Here is an 18132-nt window from a genome sequence, read left to right on the forward strand (position 1 = left end):
TCTCGCTGGCGTTTCAGCGCTGTGCTATCGTTGCGGCATCATTTCGCTACGATCCAAGAGAATCCCTGCATGAAGGTGTCTGTCTGGGCGACAGGGCGCGTAGTTGTCTGCAAGCACGCGTTGCTTGTCGGTCTGCTCTGGGTGATGACGGGCGCGGCTGTCGCGCAGCCGCAAGCGCCAACGGGTATGGCCGAACAACGGGCCAAATCTGTCACGCAGGTTGTTCTTGGCATTCTCAGCTATGCGCGCTGGCCGGTTGAGCCTGCGCAATTGCGTCTGTGCATCGTTGGCCCCACCGAATACACCGATGATCTGGTCAAAGGCACCACTCAAGCCACTGGCCGTCCGGTCACCGTACGTCGCCTGCTGGCCGATAACCCGGCCATCGTCAGCGAATGCGATGCGGTGTACATCGGCAAACTCACGGCCGATGAACGCGCTCGGCTGTTCGCTTCGCTGATCGGTCACCCGGTGCTGAGCATCAGCGAAGGTGGCGATCAGTGCACGGTCGGCAGCCTGTTCTGTCTGCGCGTTGGTGATGAACAAGTGTCGTTCGAGGTCAATCTCGACTCCGTTGCCCGCAGCGGCGTGCGCATTCACCCAAGCGTGCTGCAATTGTCGCGTCGCAAACCGGCGGCGCCATGAACCTGTTCAGATCGAATAGCCGCCCAACGCTGGGCTCGGTCATCGGCCGAGGGCATTTGACAGTCGCGCTGGTGGGCGTGGCGATGGCCAGCGTTTCGCTGACGTTGCTCGGCGTGCTGGCGCTGCGGGTGTACGCCGATCACAACCTGCACTTGATCGCCCGTTCGATCAGCTACACCGTGGAAGCGGCGGTGGTGTTCAACGACAAGACGGCCGCCAACGAATCGCTGGCGCTGATTGCTTCTGCCGAAGAGGTTGCTGACGCCCAGGTGCTGGACAGTCAGGGACAACTGCTCGCGCATTGGCAACGCCCGGAAAACGGTTTGTTCTCTGAGCTGGAAATGCAGATCACCCGCGCCATCCTGGAAAAACCCATCAGCCTGCCAATCGAACATCAGGACCGTGAAATCGGTCGTGTGCTGCTCACCGGCCATGGTGGCAGCCTGATGCGCTTTCTGCTCAGCGGTCTGGCGGGGATCATCCTCTGCACTGCGATCAGCGCTTGGGTTGCGCTCTACCTGGCGCGCCGCCAGTTACGCGCGATCACTGGTCCTCTGCGCAGTCTGGCCAATGTGGCCCACGCCGCCCGCAGCGAACGCGCGCTGGATCGCCGCGTTCCTCCGGCGCAGATCGCCGAACTCGACAACCTCGGCAATGACTTCAATGCCTTGCTTGACGAGCTGGAGTCGTGGCAAAGCCATCTGCAGAACGAAAACGAAACCCTCGCTCACCAGGCCAGCCATGACAGCCTCACCGGTCTGCCGAACCGCGCTTTTTTCGAAGGGCGGTTGATCCGCGCCTTGCGCAATGCCGGCAAACACAATGAACGCGTTGCCGTGTTGTTTCTCGACAGCGACCGCTTCAAGGGGATCAACGACAACTTCGGCCACGCTGCCGGTGATGCTGTCCTGGTCGCCGTGGCCAATCGCATTCGCGCACAGTTGCGCGAAGAGGATCTGGTGGCGCGCCTGGGCGGTGACGAGTTCGCCGTTCTGCTCACGCCGCTGCACAGGATCGAAGACGCCGAACGCATCGCCGACAAGATCCTCGCCAGCATGGACATGCCCATCGCGCTGCCGGGCGACACCAGTGTCGTGACCTCGCTCAGTATCGGCATCGCGGTTTATCCCGATCATGGTGTCACGCCGGGCGCCTTGCTCGATGCTGCCGATGCGGCGATGTATCAAGCCAAGCGTCTGTCGCGTGGCGCCCAATTCACGGCCGGGGCGGAGCACCCGGTCGATTCCGTTCAAACCAGGAGCTGACTCTCGTGTTCACACTGTCGATTCGATCTTTTTACGCTGTGCTGTTGATCGCCGTACTGGCCCTGACCGGTTGCCAGACCACCCCGCAAAAAGGCCTGACGCCAGCGCAGGTTGCCGTTCTCAAACAACAGGGTTTTGAACTGACCGACGAGGGCTGGGAGTTTGGCCTGTCCGGCAAAGTGCTGTTTGGCAGCGACGTCGAAAGCCTGAACAAGGAAAGTACAGAAATCGTCGAGCGCATTGGCAAGGCATTGCTGGGTGTCGGTATCGAGCGCGTGCGGGTCGATGGTCACACCGACGCCTCGGGCAAGGAAACCTACAACCAGCAATTGTCGCTGCGCCGTGCCAAGAGTGTCGCCAAAGTGCTGGGCACGGTCGGCATGAAGCAAGAAAACATCCAGTTGCAGGGCCTGGGCAGCAAAGAGCCGGTGGCGTCCAACGACACCGCAGCTGGGCGCACGGAAAACCGCCGGGTGTCGATTGTGGTCAGCGCCGACTAATCGGCAAACTGCATCTCGCGGGTCTGCCCCATCAACAGACCCTGATTACGCTCAGTCACCTCACGGATGTAATCCCACAACAGGGTGATCCGCTTGAGCTTGCGCAGGTCCTCCCGGCAGTACATCCAGAACTGCCGGGTGATGTCGATTTCCTCCGGCAACACCGGCAGCAGCCGCGGATCCTGCGCGGCGAGGAAGCATGGCAGTATCGCCAGCGAGCGCCCTTGCTGCGCCGCGACGAATTGCGCGATCACACTGGTGCTGCGCAAGTTGGCGCTGGCGCCCGGCAACACGTTCGCCAGGTACAGCAGCTCGGAGCTGAACGCCAGATCATCCACATAACTGATGAATTGATGCTTGCCCAAGTCTGCCGGGCGGCGGATCGGTGGGTGTTTGTCGAGATATTCCTGAGTCGCGTAGAGCTGCAAACGGTAGTCGCAGAGTTTGCAGCACACGTACGGCCCATGCTCCGGGCGTTCCAGCGCGATAACGATGTCGGCCTCGCGCTTGGACAGGCTGATGAAGTGTGGCAGCGGCAGGATGTCCACCGAGATGGCCGGGTAGGCGTCGACGAAATGGCTCAGCTGCGGCGTGATGAAAAAACTGCCGAAGCCTTCCGTGCAACCCATGCGCACATGCCCGGACAGCGCCACGCCGGAGCCTGACACCTGCTCGCAGGCCATGTGCAGGGTGCTTTCAATCGACTCGGCATAACCGAGCAGGCGCTGGCCTTCGGTGGTCAGGACAAAACCGCTGGTGCGCGACTTCTCGAACAGCAAAGTCCCCAGTGCCGCCTCCAGCGAACTGATCCGCCGCGACACCGTGGTGTAGTCGACAGCCAGCCGTTTGGCGGCAGTACTGGCCTTACGGGTGCGCGCTACTTCAAGGAAAAACTTCAGGTCGTCCCAGTTCAGCGAGCCTAGCGAGGTGATGTTTTTTTGCATGATGGACTGGCTTATATGTGCGTTCTTATTAGAAGTTTGCACATCTATACTCTAAAAACAGTCCGACAACCAACTCGTGACACACGCCTCATCTCAAGGCGAACCTTTCGCCTTGGCTCCTACGATAAAAACAAGTTTCGGAGACCAGCATGAACGCATCGCTTACGCCCAACGAAACCACGGTCCAGAAGGTCAAACTGCTGATCAATGGCGAATGGGTCGAGTCGCAGACCACCGAGTGGCACGACATCGTCAACCCGGCGACCCAGCAAGTGCTGGCCAAAGTGCCGTTTGCCACTGCCGCTGAAGTCGATGCCGCCGTCAGCGCCGCCCAGCGCGCTTTCCAGACCTGGAAACTGACCCCGATCGGCGCGCGCATGCGCATCATGCTCAAGCTGCAAGCGCTGATCCGCGAGCATTCCAAACGCATCGCTGTAGTGTTAAGCGCCGAGCAAGGCAAAACCATTGCCGACGCCGAAGGCGATATTTTCCGTGGCCTGGAAGTGGTAGAGCACGCGTGCTCCATCGGCACTCTGCAAATGGGTGAGTTCGCCGAGAACGTCGCCGGCGGTGTCGATACCTACACCTTGCGCCAGCCGATCGGCGTGTGCGCCGGCATCACCCCGTTCAACTTCCCGGCGATGATTCCGCTGTGGATGTTCCCGATGGCCATCGCCTGCGGCAACACCTTCGTCTTGAAGCCTTCGGAGCAGGATCCGCTGTCGACCATGCTGCTGGTGGAACTGGCGATCGAGGCCGGTGTTCCGGCAGGCGTGTTGAACGTGGTTCATGGCGGTAAGGACGTGGTTGATGGCCTGTGCACGCACAAGGACATCAAAGCCGTGTCCTTCGTCGGTTCGACCGCCGTTGGCACCCACGTTTACGATCTGGCCGGCAAGCACGGCAAACGCGTGCAATCGATGATGGGCGCGAAGAACCATGCCGTGGTGCTCGCCGATGCCAATCGCGAGCAAGCGCTGAATGCCTTGGTCGGCGCCGGTTTCGGTGCCGCCGGGCAACGTTGCATGGCCACCTCGGTGGTGGTGCTGGTCGGCGCGGCGAAGCAATGGCTGCCGGATCTGAAAGCGCTGGCGCAGAAACTCACCGTCAACGCCGGCAGCGAGCCGGGCACCGATGTCGGCCCGGTGATCTCGAAGAAAGCCAAGGCGCGGATTCTCGAGCTGATCGAAAGCGGCATCAAGGAGGGCGCGAAGCTGGAACTGGACGGTCGCGACATCAAGGTGCCGGGTTACGAGCAAGGCAACTTTGTCGGCCCGACCCTGTTCTCGGGCGTGACCACCGACATGCAGATCTACACCCAGGAAATCTTCGGCCCGGTGCTGGTGGTGCTGGAAGTCGACACCCTTGATCAGGCGATTGCGCTGGTCAACGCCAACCCGTTCGGCAACGGCACTGGCTTGTTCACCCAGAGCGGTGCGGCGGCGCGTAAATTCCAGACTGAAATCGATGTCGGCCAGGTCGGCATCAACATCCCGATTCCGGTGCCAGTGCCGTTCTTCAGCTTCACCGGTTCGCGCGGTTCGAAACTCGGCGACCTCGGCCCGTACGGCAAACAAGTGGTGCAGTTCTACACGCAGACCAAAACGGTCACGGCGCGCTGGTTCGATGACGACAGCGTCAACGACGGCGTGAACACCACCATCAACCTGCGCTGAGGAATCGACCATGAAAATCGCATTTATCGGTCTGGGCAACATGGGCGCGCCGATGGCGCGCAACCTGATCAAGGCTGGCCACTCGCTGAATCTGGTCGACCTGAACAAAACCGTGCTGGCGGAACTGCAACAACTCGGCGGCACTATTCGCGCTTCGGCGCGTGAGGCGGCCGAGGATGCTGAGCTGGTGATCACCATGCTGCCGGCCGCCGTGCATGTGCGCAGCGTCTGGCTCGGTGAGGACGGTGTGCTCGCCGGCATCGGCAAAGGTGTGCCGGCGGTGGATTGCAGCACTATCGATCCACAGACTGCCCGTGACGTAGCGGCCGCTGCGGCAAAACAGGGTGTGGCCATGGCCGATGCGCCAGTGTCCGGTGGCACCGGCGGTGCCACCGCTGGCACGCTGACCTTCATGGTCGGCGCCACGCCTGAACTGTTCGCAACCCTGCAACCGGTGCTGGCGCAGATGGGCCGCAACATCGTGCATTGCGGTGAAGTCGGCACCGGGCAGATCGCCAAGATCTGCAACAACCTGCTGCTGGCGATCTCGATGGTCGGTGTCAGCGAGGCGATGGCACTGGGCGATGCACTGGGCATCGACACGACGGTACTGGCCGGGATCATCAACAGTTCGACCGGGCGTTGCTGGAGTTCGGAGATGTACAACCCATGGCCGGGAATTGTCGAAACCGCGCCGGCTTCGCGCGGTTATACCGGTGGGTTTGGCGCGGAACTCATGCTGAAGGATTTGGGGCTGGCGACCGAAGCGGCGCGTCAGGCTCATCAACCGGTGGTGCTCGGCGCGGTGGCGCAGCAGTTGTATCAGGCGATGAGTCAGCGTGGGGATGGCGGGAAAGATTTCTCGGCGATCATCAACAGCTATCGCAAGCCTGCCGCAATAGAAGGACAGCGCTGAACTCTCGGTGGGAGCGAGCCTGCTCGCGATGACGGCGGTGGCTTCAACAAGGAAGTGACTGACCGTGCGCTTTCGCGAGCAGGCTCGCTCTCACAGGGGACTTGTGTGTATCAGACATTGTTTGCCGGGAAATCACGTCGGGTGATCTCCCGGCTTTTTTGCATCAGGCAAACACGAAATATTTACGCACGGTCTCGACCACTTCCCACGTGCCTTTCATGCCCGGCTCAATTACGAAGATATCGCCAGCGCGCAAATGAATCGGCGCCATGCCGTCCGGGGTAATCACGCAGTAGCCTTCCTGGAAATGGCAGTATTCCCACTTCACGTATTCAACGCGCCATTTGCCCGGCGTGCAGATCCACGTGCCCATGATCTTGCTGCCGTCTTCGCTGGTGTAGGCGTTGAGGTTGACGGTGTGCGGGTCGCCTTCGAGTTTTTCCCATTTGCAGGCATCGAGTACCGGCAGCGGGTGGGTGTCGCGCAGAACGGTAATAGGGGCGGTCATGTGTCGGCTCCAGACAAGGCGATCAAACGGAAGCTGCACCCTATAGCGCCGTGCCTTGGCCGAGATGTCTGTGCTCGACATTCAGATATCCATAAACGCTGCCAGCGGTTTACGGATGGAGGCCTGAACCTTCCAGCAAAATCAATTAACGGCAGTACTGATCTACAACAAAGGTTATGAAGTTATAACTATTTTACTTGTCCGGTTTTTGCTTTTAGTACGTCTGTTCCGTTGCGTCCTTAGTTGCTTTCGATAGTCAGCCTGCCTGATAGCGCGGGCGCCCCACCATACCCCGTCTTTGTTAAGTAAATATGTCGTGTGGTGCGATCGTCTGCACCAAGGAGGTGCGTTGTCTGTGGGGGTTTTGCCGACTTTTCCGAGCGGTAAAAAAAACTCTAATAGTTCGTTGACTCTCCCCTTAAGGGCAGAGTTTAGATTTCCGCCGCGTGAGAAGTTGCTGTGGGAAAAGTTACTTTTCATAAGTCGAATTCATGAAGTAGTCACGACATATAGGGAGATAGAAATGAATAATCCATTGGACTTGGAACATGTCGTTGCCAGCACTCGCGAAATCCTCGCACAGCTGTTAGTGATGGATGCGAATGACATCGAAGAAAACAGCAGCATTGTCGAAGACCTCGGTGCCGATTCGCTGGACATCGTCGACCTGAGCTTCCAGCTCGGCCGCCAATATGGCTGCACACTGCCGAAAACCAGCGTGCTGGATCATGCGGTGGCGGTTTGCGGTGATGCCAGCGAGTTTCTCGCCAACGGGCGCATTACCGAAAGCGGCAAAGCCCTGCTTGAGCAAAGCCTCAGCGCCTACACCCCGGATCAACTGAAGGCGGGCATGCAGCCGGCTCAAGTGTTCGCCGCGACCACCGTGCGCAACTGGGCCAACCAGTGCCGCAATCTTTTCAACTACCTGCCGGCGACCTGCCCGGATTGCAACGCTCACCAAGCGGTTCTGAACGAGCGCCAACAAGTGGTCTGCGGCGCGTGCAGTGCGCGTCTGGTGCCGGCGGATGGTGATGAAGTGTCCCGTCAATTGGTTGAGCAGTTTGTCACCACTCACGCCAAAGAAGCGGTGTAGGAGTTCTCATGCGGGCACGAGAAGTCTATGTGAGCGGGTTCGGTCTGGTAGCGCCCATGGCGCTGGACGCTGCCACGTTGTTCGAGCGGATTTGCCGGAAGCAATCCTGTGTCCGCGAACATCCCCGGTTCAAGGCGCTGGGATTTCACAACAGCGCTGCCGGGTTTATTGATGACGCGCAGTGGCAGCAGATCGGGGCCGGTTTCGGCGGTAACGCGGCGCTGCACCCGCGACAAAGTGTGCTGGCGGAGTACGTCGCCCGGCAGGCGCTGGAGCATGCCGGCCTGACACCGGCAGATTTTGCCCACAGTCGCAGCGGTTTGTTTCTGGGGGCCAACAAGTACTGTGCCGACAGCCACGACCTGCAGCGGCTCAGCCGTTGCATGAATGAGGCAGGGCGCGTCGACCTCGACCGTTTGTTGGATCATCCGCCATCGCCCGCCGCGATCTTCAACCGGCGTGTCGATCAACAGACACAACACCTGGCCGATCGGCTCGGCATCCGCGATCACATCTCGACCCATTCCGATGCCTGTGCCGCTGGCACGATGGCCATCGGCAGTGCTTACCGGGCCATCGAGCGCGGTGAGATCGATCTGGCCATTTGTGGTGCCGTCGAGTTGATGGCCAACGAATTGCCCTACTACATGTTCAACAGTCTCGGCGCGCTCTGTCAGGCCGACTTGCCGGCGAGCGAACAAAGCCGCCCGTTCATGCCTGACCGCAGCGGTTTTGTGCTCAGCGAGGGTTCGGCGATGGTCGTTCTCGAATCCGCTGAACACGCCCAACGACGCAAGGCTGCGCCACTGGGCCGGGTGCTCGGTTACGCGAATGTCTGCGAGGCGCAGAAAATGACCTCCAGCAGCCGGGATGGCAGCAAATACGAGGAATGCATGGAAGCTGCAATCGAAGATGCCGGGCTGCTGCGCAGTGCCGTGCAACACGTCAACACCCACGGCACCTCCACCCAGGCCAATGACAGTTGTGAAGCGCTGGCCTTGCAGCGGTTGTTTGGCGGCTGCCAGGACTTCATGACCTTCACCGCCAACAAGTCCGCCATCGGTCATTCGCTGGCCGGCAGTGGCGCGATCGAAGCGGTGCTGTCACTGATGAGTCTGCGTGACGGTGTGCTGTTACCGACCTTGAATTACGACCCTGAGCGTGCCGAATACCCATCGCTGAAGTTTTTGAGCGAGCCGCTTCGCCAGTCGATCAACGTGGTGATGTCCAACTCGTTCGGTTTCGGCGGTATCAACAGTTCGCTGGTTCTGGGAAGGGCATGACATGAACAGAGCCATCTATCTGCACACTGCTGCTGTTCTGAATGCAGCCGGCAGCGAATGTGCCGACTTGCTCGGCACACCACGCTCTGCACAACCACTGGCCTTTGACGCGCGACGTGTGGCCTTTGCATTGCCGACGCCGCGTTTGGCGAGCGATTTGTTCGATCGCAAGATCCAGCGCAGCGTCGAGCCGCAGGGCTTGCGTCTATTGCATTGCGCAGCACGGCTGGCACCGTCGCTGGCGGCGCTGCAAGTGCCCGCCTCGCGTGTTGCCCTGACTGCAGCCATTCCCGAAGTCGACGCACCAAGCCCTTGTTGGGACGCGGTGCAGGCGATCATCGAACAGCCACACAAACAACTCGGCCAATTGTTGGCCAACACTCCGCCCTTGCATGCGCTGACCCTGCTCAACAGCAGCGTGATGGCGTATGTGGCCGAAGCGCTCGATTGCCACGGGCCCATGGGAGGCTTCTGTTCCCAGGACAACGCCGGGCTGGATGCGCTGATCGAAGCCTGCCAGCAGATTGGCGAGCAGCATGCCGACGCCGCGCTGGTAGTCAGCAGCAGTCCGAACCTGACACCGGCCCTGTACCTGCGCGAGCCCGACCAGGCGAACGAGCCGGTTTTTGGTGAGGGTGCCGCCGCGCTGTTGCTGGCGTCAACACCACCAGCGGATACGGCGCATGTAGTGCGCGTAGCCGGGTTCGCTCGGGGCTACAGCGCGGATCCGCAACGCTCTTTAGCCGTTGGCCAGCGCGTGATCGACCAAGCCTTGAGTGTGGAGAAATTGCGCGTGGGCGACGTTGAACAGGTCGTCGGCAATTGCGCTGACGAGCAGTTGATGAAGTTGCTCGAAGCCTTCCCGCGCGAGATTCGCAGCACCCGCAACATGACCGGTGAACTGGGCGCCAGTGGCTTGCTGACAGAGGTCGCGCTGACCTTGCACCTCAGTCATGAGGCAACGGCGACGCCAGGCTACACGCTGCTTGTCAGCCACACTCGCGCCGGTCACTGGGGCGCGTTGCTGTTGAGCAGTGAAACCATGGAGAAGCACGCATGAGTGCGACACGGATTGTGATCACCGGCATGGGCGCCGTCACCGGTTTCGGTTTCGAATGGCAGACCCTCTGGGAAAAAATGCTCGGCGCCGAACATTGTGTGCGGCCATGGCAGCCGGACGACTTGCAAGAGGCTTCGTTCGCGGTGCGTTATGCAGCGCCTGTCGACATGAGCCTGTTGCCGGAAAAACTGCTTAACCACACGGCGTGGACGATGCCACTGGAAAAACGCAGCCGCTTTGGCTGGGTAGCCGCTACGCAAGCGGTCAACGACAGCGGCCTGCAACCGGAGCAATTGCGTGGCGCAGCGGTCCTGTGTGCCTCGGGCGCGCCGCAACACATGCTTGCCGACATGCTGCTGACCGCCGCCCCCGATGGCGCTGCCCCTGGCTGGCAGCACCTGATGCCGCGTGCCGGGCAGGTGAATGCCGATGGCTCGCTGCGTCAAAGCAACGACCGTCTGGCGCGCGTAATCGCCGACGATCTCGGCTGCGAAGGCCCCGTGATCAATATCAGCAGTGCCTGTGCTGGCGCCTCGCAAGCGATCGGTAATGCCTTTCAGATGATCCGTCGCGGTGAAGTCAGCGTAGCGCTGGCCGGCGGTGCCGACTCGGTGCTCAATCTCGACACCATGGCCGCGCTGTACTTGCTCGGCGCCGCGTCGGGCGAACATCGCTGGGGCGCCGACCTGTGTCGGCCGTTCGATCGTGATCGCAGCGGTCTGATTGCGGGCGAGGGCGGTGGTTTCGTCGTGCTGGAAAGCCTCGAACATGCCTTGGCTCGTGGCGCCACGCCATATGCCGAGGTGTTGGGTTTCGGCAGCAGTCTGGACGCTTACAAAGTCACCGCACCGCAACCCGAAGGACGCGGTGCGGCACTGGCGATGCAGGCCGCGCTGGACGACGCCGGGCTACGCCCGCAGCAGATCGATCTGATCAACGCCCACGGCACCTCGACACCGCTCAATGACGTTGCCGAAACCCTCGCGATCAAAAGCGTGTTCGCCGAACACAAGCACTATCAAGCCTTGGCTGTCAGCGCCAACAAATCACAGTTCGGTCACCTGATCGCAGCGGCTGGCGCACCCGAATGCATCGTCACCGCATTGGCCTGTCTGAACGATCTGGTCACGCCCACGGTGAACCTGCACAACGCCGACGAACAGTGCGATCTGGATTACTGCGCCGGTCAGGCCGTCAGTCGTCGCGTGGATTACGCACTGAGCAATTCTTTCGGTTTTGGCGGCCTCAACACCTCGCTGGCCCTTGGCAAATATCGGGAGCACGGACAATGAGCAATGCCTCTGTACGTATCGCCATCACCGGCAGCGGCTGTGTGTTGCCCACCGGCTGGGGCGTTGAGGGTTTCTGGTCGGCGGCCCGCGAGGGTCGCAGCGCGATCTCGCCCCTGAACTCGTCGTTGTTCCACAGCGAGCGCGTCACCGCGTTCGGGCACATCGCTGATCGAGACCATCAACGTAGCCGTCAGGATGTCGCGCAAAACCTCCAGCGTTACTGCCCGCCGGCAGTGATCTGGGGCGTCAGTGCCGTGCGCCAGGCGTTGGCCGAGGCCGGGCTTGAACCGGGCCGCGACAACGTGCGTTTTGGTCTCTATTGCTGCCAGGGCGGTTACACCCATCCCTCGCTCGCGTCTTACGGCGAACTGCTGCACGAATGTCAGACCGAGACCGGTGCCGACATGCAGCGTCTGGCCAAACGCGTGTTGCAGGAGCGCGCGCTCGATCCGTTTCTGGTCCTCAAAAGCCTCAGTAACGGTTTGCTCGGGGTGGTCAGTCTGGCGTTGAAACTGGAGTGCGAAAGCAACGCCTACATGCAAGGCGTGGCCGGCAATCTGGCGGCGCTACGCGAGGCCTGCGCCGCGCTGCAAAGCGGTCGAGTGGATGCGGCGATTGTGGTCGGCGCCGGCAGTGAACTGGATCCGCTGGCGCTGGCTGCACTGGCCGAGGCTGGCGTGATCAGCACCGACGCTTCGCAAAGCCTGCGCGCCTTTGATCGCCACGGCAGTGGCGGCATTGCCGGCGAAGGCGCGGCGGCGTTGGTGCTGCGCCGCGTCGATGATCTGCCGGCAGGCCCGCAGACCTGCCTGACGGCGCTCTTCGCCCATCCTCGTCTGGACTCGCTGAACCTGCCCGACAAACAGGTGGATCTGCTGATCAGCAGCGCCACTGGCGATGCACACAAGGATGCCGATCTGGCTCGCACGCTGGCGCGAACCGGGGCTGCGCACATCACCAGCAGCACGCCGCTGACCGGCATGCTCAGCGGTGCGCCGAGCCTGGTGGATCTGATCCTCGCGCGGCAGGCCTTGCAGGCGCAAAGCATCCCGCCAGTCAGTGGTCTGGAGCAACCGGTGGATGCGCACCTGCCGTTTGTGATCGGCGGGCCGCGCGATGCCGTGCTGCACGATTGCCTGGTGATCAATCGCGACGACAACGGCTTCAGTGCCGGTTACCAACTCGAATTTCACGCGGCCGACTGACCGTTCGCACGCGACGAAACGCAGCTGATTTTTTACTCAAGGGATAGAACTGTCATGGATTACCGCGATTACGTACGGCCGAAATTCGTTGAATTGATGCAGGCTCTGGGCCTGGAATGCCAGTTCCACAGAGCGCTGGGCAGCAAACTGTTTTACCGCGACCGGCAGGGCGATGAAGTGACCGTCACCGACTTCCTCGGTGGTTACGGCGCCGCGCTGTATGGCCACAACGACCCGCAGTTTGTCGATCAACTCGTCGACCTGTTGCGCGCCGATGTGCCGTTCAATGCGCAGATGTCGGTGCGCGGTGCGGCGGGGCAGTTGGGGCGTGAACTCAGTGAAGCGTTCAACCGTGAGCTGAACAACAGCGAACGTTACATTTCGACCTTCTCCAACAGTGGTGCCGAGTCGGTGGAAATCGCCGTCAAGCACGCCGAATACCGTCGTCAGAAAAACCTGCAGAAGCAATTCGACGAGCGCGATTTCACCCTCGCCAATCTGGTCGCCAGCGACAAGGCCTACGTCGAGCTGGACGTCGACGATCTCGATTTGCCAGCCGGTCTGCTGCCGCAGAATCTGTCCTGCGTCACTGTGCGCCAAGTGGCCGAGGCGGTGCGTCAGCACAACCTGGAGCAACTGCATGTCGAGCCGGTGTTCCTGGCTGTGCGCGGCAGCTTCCACGGCAAACTGGTGAACACCGTTCAACTGACGTACGGCAAGCAGTACCGCAAACCGTTCGCCCGTTTCGGCCTCAACGTTGAGTTCATCGACCCGCAGCAGCCACAGCAATTGCAGGACCTGCCGGCCCGTCACGTGCGTCACTGGCTGAGCCTGGAATGGAATGGCGAAACCCTGCAAGTGCGCCGCGAAGCATTCAGTGCGATCACGGCGGTATTGCTGGAGCCGATTCAGGGCGAGGGCGGCATCAACGAGTTCGCCAATGAGTTTTATCTGGGACTGCGGCGTCTGTGCAACGAACAGCAGTGCCCGCTGATCATCGATGAAGTGCAATCGGGTTTCGGCCGCACCGGCACCTTGCTTGGCGCCAGTCATTTCAACTTGCAGGGCGATTACTACTGCCTGTCGAAAGCGCTCGGCGGTGGCTTGATGAAGATTGCTGCGACGGTGATTCGCGCCAGCCACTACGAAAACGATTTCAGCTACATCCACAGTTCAACCTTTGCCGAAGATGACGCGTCCTGCCATATCGCCCTGTCGGCCCTGCGCCGTTTGTTCGAGAACGACAGCGCGATGCTCAAGGACGTGAACAAAAAGGGCGAATACCTCAAGTCTTCGCTGCTGGAACTCAAAGCGGCCTACCCGGACGTCATCGCTGACGTGCGTGGGCGCGGCTTGCTGCTGGGCTTCGAACTGCACGACCTGACCGGCACCAGTTCGCTGGTTCAGGCATCGGCGCAGTACAACGATGCTCTGGGCTACATCATTGCCGGCTACCTGCTGCAATTCGAATCGCTGCGCGTGGCGCCGTCGGGCAGCAACGCCAATGTGATTCGTCTGGAACCGCCGGTGTGCATCACCTTCGAAGAAATCGATGGCTTGATCGGCTCCCTGCAGAAAGTCTGCGACATGCTGCGCCGCCGCGATGCTTTCCCGCTGGCGGCCGGTGTGTGCGCCGACAGCATCGCGCAAGTGCCGGCCCGCGAGGTCAGCTTCACGGAGGATGAAAGCCTCCCAAAGTCTGATGAGAACGTGAACGTGGTGGCGCGCGTGGCGTTCATCAACCATCTGATTGATTCGGACATGCTCAGTGACGTTGATCCGTCACTGTCGACCCTGAGCGCTGAGCAGAAACGCGAATTCATCAAACGCATGGCCCCCGAGCGTCGTGCCGCGCCGATCGGCCCGGTGCAGATCCGCTCGAAACTCGGCACCGCCGTTGAATTCACCCTGTATCCGCTGTGCATGGATTCCGACGCCATGGCGGCGTACATCGCCAGCGGTGATCTGCAAACCATCCGCGAAGAAGTCGGCAATCGCATCAAGGATGCCCGCGCCGATGGCTACACCGTTGCCGGGCTGGGCATGTACACCTCGATCGTCACCAACAACTGCCAGGCGCTGCAGATCCCCGACATGGCGCTGACTTCCGGCAATGCGCTGACCATCGGCATGGGCCTGGAAGCCATCGAGCAAGGCTGCAAACAGCAAGGCCTGGAACTGGGCGAGCAAACTGCAGCGGTGGTCGGTGCGGCTGGCAACATTGCGTCGACCTACGCCTCGCTGCTGTCGACCAGTGTCGAGCATTTGATTCTCATCGGCAGCGGCCGCGACGGTTCCCTGCGTCGCCTGGAAAAAACCGCGCAACTGATTTACGCCGAAGCCGCGCACGCGATTCTCAAGGGCGTCGCCGAGCACGACCGTCTTGCCCGTCGCTTGCAGCAAATCGACGGCATCGATGCGCTGTTGCAGGCTTATGGCAGCAGTGCCGATCTGGGGCAGCGCGTGGCGAAACTGGTCGAAGAACGCTTGGGCGTGAATGCCTTCATCACCATCAGCAACGATCTTGAGGTGCTGAAACAGGCGCGCATCGTGCTCTGCGCGGCGAACGCACCGCAGCCGTTTCTCGGTGCCGAGCACTTCGCCGAAAACAGCGTGATCTGCGACATCGCCGTCCCGTTGAACGTCGACCAGAACCTCGCCAGCCAACGCAGCGACGTGCTCTACATGCACGGCGGCATTGTGCAGACGCCGCTGGGTGATGGCCTGGTGAAAAACGTTCGCGCCTATCTCAAGCAAGGTCAGTTGTACGCGTGCATGGCCGAGTCGGTGCTGATGGGCCTGTCCGGGATGAAACAGCACTACTCCTATGGCGACATCAGCCGTGAGCAGGTTCAGCAGATTCGTGCACTGGCGGCGACCCACGGTTTCACCCTCGCGCAGTTCAAAACCGACAACTCGCTCTAAGGAACGGTCATGCCGAATAAAGTAGCAGTGGTGACCGGTGGCAGTCGTGGCATCGGTCGGGCGATTGTCCTGACTCTGGCCGGGGCGGGTTATCAGATCGCGTTCAGTTATGTGCGCGATGAAGTCGCGGCGATGGCCTTGCGTGATGAAGTTCAGGCGGCGGGGATCGATTGCCTGGCGTTGCAGTGCGATGTCAGCAGCGGCGATAGCATCAAGGCGTTTTTCGAACGGGTCGATCAGCATTTCCAGCGCATCGATCTGTTGGTTAACAACGCCGGCATCACCCGCGATGGTTTGCTGGCGACGATGTCTGCGCGTGACCTGATCGACGTGATCCAGACCAACCTGATCGGCACGATGCTCTGCTGTCAGCAGGTGGTGCCGGGCATGTTGCGCCAGCGCAGCGGTTGCATCGTCAACATCAGTTCGGTGGCGGCGCAGAAGCCCGGCAAAGGCCAAAGCAACTATGCCGCCGCCAAGGGCGGGGTCGAATCGTTGACCCGTGCCTTGGCGGTGGAGCTGGCGCCGCGCAACATTCGCGTCAACGCGGTAGCGCCGGGCATCGTCAAGACCGAGATGAGTACGGCGCTGATCGGCAGTCAGGAGGAAGAAATCCAGTCGCGTCTGCTGATCAAACGCTACGCCGAACCTGAAGAAATTGCCGAAGCGGTGCTGTACCTCGCCGATCGCGGTTTGTACCTGACCGGGGAGGTCCTGTCGGTTAACGGCGGGTTGAAGATGCCATGAGCCGGACCATTCTGATCACCGGTGCGGCCAAAGGCATCGGCCGCGCGGTTGCCGAGAACTTTGCCGCCGACGCCGACAATCGCCTGATCCTGCTGGATCTCGATCTGGCCGAACTGCAGCGCTGGGTCGATGAGCAACAGGATCTGATCAAGGCGCGAGTCGAAACCCACGCGGCGAACATTGCCGACCTGCCGGCCATGCAAGCGTTCTTTAAAGCCCTCGGTTCGCAAGTCGAATACGTCGACGTGCTGGTCAACAGTGCAGGCATCTGCAACGAGAACGAACCGGAAGATCTGCACAACTGGCACAAGGTGATTTCGGTCAACCTCAACGGCACGTTCTACGTGACCTCGTTGTGTCTGGCGCTGATGCCCGACCGTGGGCGGATCATCAACATGTCGTCGATCCTCGGCCGTGCCGGCAAGGTGCGCAACACCGCGTACTGCGCCTCCAAACACGGCATCGTCGGCATGACCAAGGCGCTGGCGCTGGATCTCGCTTCGCGGCAGATCACCGTCAACGCGATTCTGCCAGCGTGGATCGATACGCCGATGTTGCAGGGTGAACTGGCGACGCAAGCGGCAATTGCCGGTTTGACCCAGGAGCAGATCGTACGCAACGCGAAGAAGAAACTGCCGATGCGCCGTTTCATCCAGAGCGAAGAAGTGGCGGCGATGGTGCGTTACCTGGCCAGCCCCGAGGCTGGCGGGGTGACTGCCCAGAGTCTGGTGATCGATGGCGGTGTCGGGTTGGGAATGTAGCGATGCCTCGATTTCACAACAGTCACATCGTGGGTGCGGTGTTGGCGTGCATGGCTGCGCCCACCGCGATGGCCGAATTGACCGTCGATGATCTCAAGCCCGATTACGCCGACGGTGAAGTCGGCGTGGCCACGGCTGTGCGCCTGCACGGCGACGATCAGGTCACGCAAAAAGCCATGTATTTCAAAGCCAACCTGGAAGACAACTGGGAGGGCGGTTACTACAAGGCCAAGGGCCGCGTGCGTTACGACGCGCGCTACGACGGCAACAATCCGTACAGCGAACGGGCGCGCGACAAATACCGTTTCGATGCCGATTGGCGGCACCTCTACGTCGGTCATTCGCTGGGTGACGGTGAAGTGACGGTCGGCTGGCAGCAAGTGGTCTGGGGCCGTGCGGATGAATTGCGCGTGCTCGATCAGATCAACCCGCTGGACTATCGCGACGGTCTGACGCCGCTGCTGGAAGACAGCCGAATCGCCGTGCCCATGGTGCGTTTTGCGCAACCGGTGGGCGAGTGGGAACTGGAGGCGCTGTGGATCACCGACTTCGTGAAAAACCAGGCGCCGGTTGAGGGCAGTGAATTTTCCGCGCCACTGTTTGCTACGCCGGACCCGCAGTATTTTCTGCTCGATTCCAAACCTGGCTATGACGGCGACAAGGGCTATTCCTATGGCCTGAGCGCCAACGGCCGGATCGGCGCGGTGGACACCAGTTTCGTTGCCTTGAGCGCCCGTCAGCAGGACCCGGTGTACGCGGTCGAAGGCCTCGCCGACGACGGTCGCACTCGGCTGGAACGGCAGTTTCCCCGTTACACCATGGGCGGTGCCGGGCTGGCGATCGACGCCGGGCACAGCATCGTGGTGCGCAGCGAGGTCGCGTATTTCGACAACTGGCGCGTGACTAATCCGACGCGAGCCTACGGTGCCGACAGCACGCCCATGGTCAAGTCGCTGCTGGGTGTCGACTACCTGTTGCGCGACTGGCTGATCTCCGCGCAGTGGCAGGAGCAGGTGTTGCTCGACTGGCAGGACGGCATGTTGCAGGACAAGCGCGAACCGCTGTTCACCCTGTCGGCCGAAGGCACTCATTGGCAGGACCGCCTCAAGAGTCGTCTGGTGGCCGCCGCCTCGCCACCGTTTCAGGACAACGCCTTGCTACAAGGCATCTTCACCTACAAGCCGGTCGACTACATCAAGCTCGGCCTGGAAGTGGATGTGTTCTTCGGCAAACCCGACAGATCTTTCGGCGAGTACAGCAAGCGCGATCAAGTGCGGCTGTCGGCTGGTTATCTGTTCTGACCCATCACGCC

The 18132-nt window shown here is 61.0% G+C and carries 16 protein-coding genes; 14 read left to right on the forward strand and 2 right to left on the reverse strand.

The window, feature by feature from the left end:
- Positions 1 to 69: 69 nt before the first annotated feature.
- Genes U6037_RS03470 through U6037_RS03480 form a run of 3 tightly spaced genes read left to right on the forward strand, consistent with a single transcriptional unit; the run spans position 70 to position 2410 of the window.
- A complete protein-coding gene (locus U6037_RS03470) occupies positions 70 to 645 on the forward strand; it encodes a YfiR family protein (RefSeq protein ID WP_322845812.1) in 576 nt (191 codons plus the stop codon).
- On the forward strand, positions 642 to 1910 hold the full coding sequence (locus U6037_RS03475) for a diguanylate cyclase domain-containing protein (RefSeq protein WP_322845813.1): 1269 nt from the start codon (positions 642 to 644) through the stop codon (positions 1908 to 1910). Before U6037_RS03470 ends, U6037_RS03475 begins: the two co-directional genes overlap by 4 nt.
- Positions 1911 to 1915: 5 nt before the next feature.
- A complete protein-coding gene (locus U6037_RS03480) occupies positions 1916 to 2410 on the forward strand; it encodes an OmpA family protein (protein WP_322845814.1) in 495 nt (164 codons plus the stop codon).
- Here the strand turns inward: U6037_RS03480 and U6037_RS03485 are convergent.
- Entirely contained in the window at positions 2407 to 3354 is a 948-nt protein-coding gene (locus tag U6037_RS03485; protein ID WP_322845815.1) for a LysR family transcriptional regulator, read from the reverse strand. The two genes, U6037_RS03480 and U6037_RS03485, sit on opposite strands and share 4 nt — an antisense overlap.
- A 149-nt stretch (positions 3355 to 3503) precedes the next feature.
- On the opposite strand from U6037_RS03485, the gene U6037_RS03490 reads away from it, so the two are divergent.
- Complete coding sequence (locus U6037_RS03490) at positions 3504 to 5030, forward strand: CoA-acylating methylmalonate-semialdehyde dehydrogenase (RefSeq protein WP_322845816.1); 1527 nt, start codon at positions 3504 to 3506, stop codon at positions 5028 to 5030.
- A gap of 10 nt (positions 5031 to 5040) precedes the next feature.
- Positions 5041 to 5946, forward strand: a complete 906-nt coding sequence (gene mmsB / locus U6037_RS03495) for a 3-hydroxyisobutyrate dehydrogenase (RefSeq protein WP_322845817.1) — start codon at positions 5041 to 5043, stop codon at positions 5944 to 5946.
- Between the two features lie 163 nt (positions 5947 to 6109).
- On the opposite strand, the gene U6037_RS03500 is transcribed toward mmsB, so the two are convergent.
- A complete protein-coding gene (locus U6037_RS03500; protein WP_016987264.1) occupies positions 6110 to 6454 on the reverse strand; it encodes a cupin domain-containing protein in 345 nt (114 codons plus the stop codon).
- A 523-nt stretch (positions 6455 to 6977) separates the two neighbouring features.
- Here U6037_RS03500 and U6037_RS03505 point away from each other — a divergent pair.
- From U6037_RS03505 to U6037_RS03545, 9 genes are read left to right on the forward strand one after another with little or no spacing between them, the layout of a single operon-like run.
- Positions 6978 to 7547 carry an acyl carrier protein gene (locus tag U6037_RS03505; protein ID WP_322845818.1) on the forward strand — a complete coding sequence of 190 codons (570 nt, stop codon included), beginning with the start codon at positions 6978 to 6980 and terminating at the stop codon, positions 7545 to 7547.
- A gap of 8 nt (positions 7548 to 7555) precedes the next feature.
- Complete coding sequence (locus U6037_RS03510) at positions 7556 to 8830, forward strand: beta-ketoacyl-[acyl-carrier-protein] synthase family protein (protein ID WP_322845819.1); 1275 nt, start codon at positions 7556 to 7558, stop codon at positions 8828 to 8830.
- A gap of 1 nt (position 8831) precedes the next feature.
- Positions 8832 to 9890 (forward strand): beta-ketoacyl synthase, encoded by a 1059-nt coding sequence (locus U6037_RS03515; RefSeq protein ID WP_322845820.1) that lies wholly within the window; start codon positions 8832 to 8834, stop codon positions 9888 to 9890.
- Complete coding sequence (locus U6037_RS03520; RefSeq protein ID WP_322845821.1) at positions 9887 to 11182, forward strand: beta-ketoacyl-[acyl-carrier-protein] synthase family protein; 1296 nt, start codon at positions 9887 to 9889, stop codon at positions 11180 to 11182. The genes U6037_RS03515 and U6037_RS03520 overlap by 4 nt, the downstream gene beginning before the upstream one ends.
- The gene (locus U6037_RS03525) at positions 11179 to 12387 is read left to right on the forward strand and encodes a beta-ketoacyl synthase N-terminal-like domain-containing protein (protein WP_322845822.1); all 1209 of its coding nucleotides are present in this window, start codon (positions 11179 to 11181) and stop codon (positions 12385 to 12387) included. The genes U6037_RS03520 and U6037_RS03525 overlap by 4 nt, the downstream gene beginning before the upstream one ends.
- A 54-nt stretch (positions 12388 to 12441) precedes the next feature.
- Positions 12442 to 15312: an aminotransferase class III-fold pyridoxal phosphate-dependent enzyme gene (locus U6037_RS03530; RefSeq protein WP_322845823.1), complete on the forward strand. Its 2871-nt coding sequence runs from the start codon at positions 12442 to 12444 to the stop codon at positions 15310 to 15312.
- 9 nt (positions 15313 to 15321) lie between these two features.
- Positions 15322 to 16059: a 3-oxoacyl-ACP reductase family protein gene (locus tag U6037_RS03535; RefSeq protein WP_322845824.1), complete on the forward strand. Its 738-nt coding sequence runs from the start codon at positions 15322 to 15324 to the stop codon at positions 16057 to 16059.
- A complete protein-coding gene (locus tag U6037_RS03540; protein ID WP_322845825.1) occupies positions 16056 to 16820 on the forward strand; it encodes an SDR family NAD(P)-dependent oxidoreductase in 765 nt (254 codons plus the stop codon). Before U6037_RS03535 ends, U6037_RS03540 begins: the two co-directional genes overlap by 4 nt.
- Before the next feature lie 2 nt (positions 16821 to 16822).
- The gene (locus tag U6037_RS03545; protein WP_416221700.1) at positions 16823 to 18121 is read left to right on the forward strand and encodes a hypothetical protein; all 1299 of its coding nucleotides are present in this window, start codon (positions 16823 to 16825) and stop codon (positions 18119 to 18121) included.
- Positions 18122 to 18132: the final 11 nt, after the last annotated feature.

Source organism: Pseudomonas sp. B33.4, assembly GCF_034555375.1.
In the GTDB taxonomy this organism is placed as follows: Bacteria; Pseudomonadota; Gammaproteobacteria; order Pseudomonadales; family Pseudomonadaceae; genus Aquipseudomonas.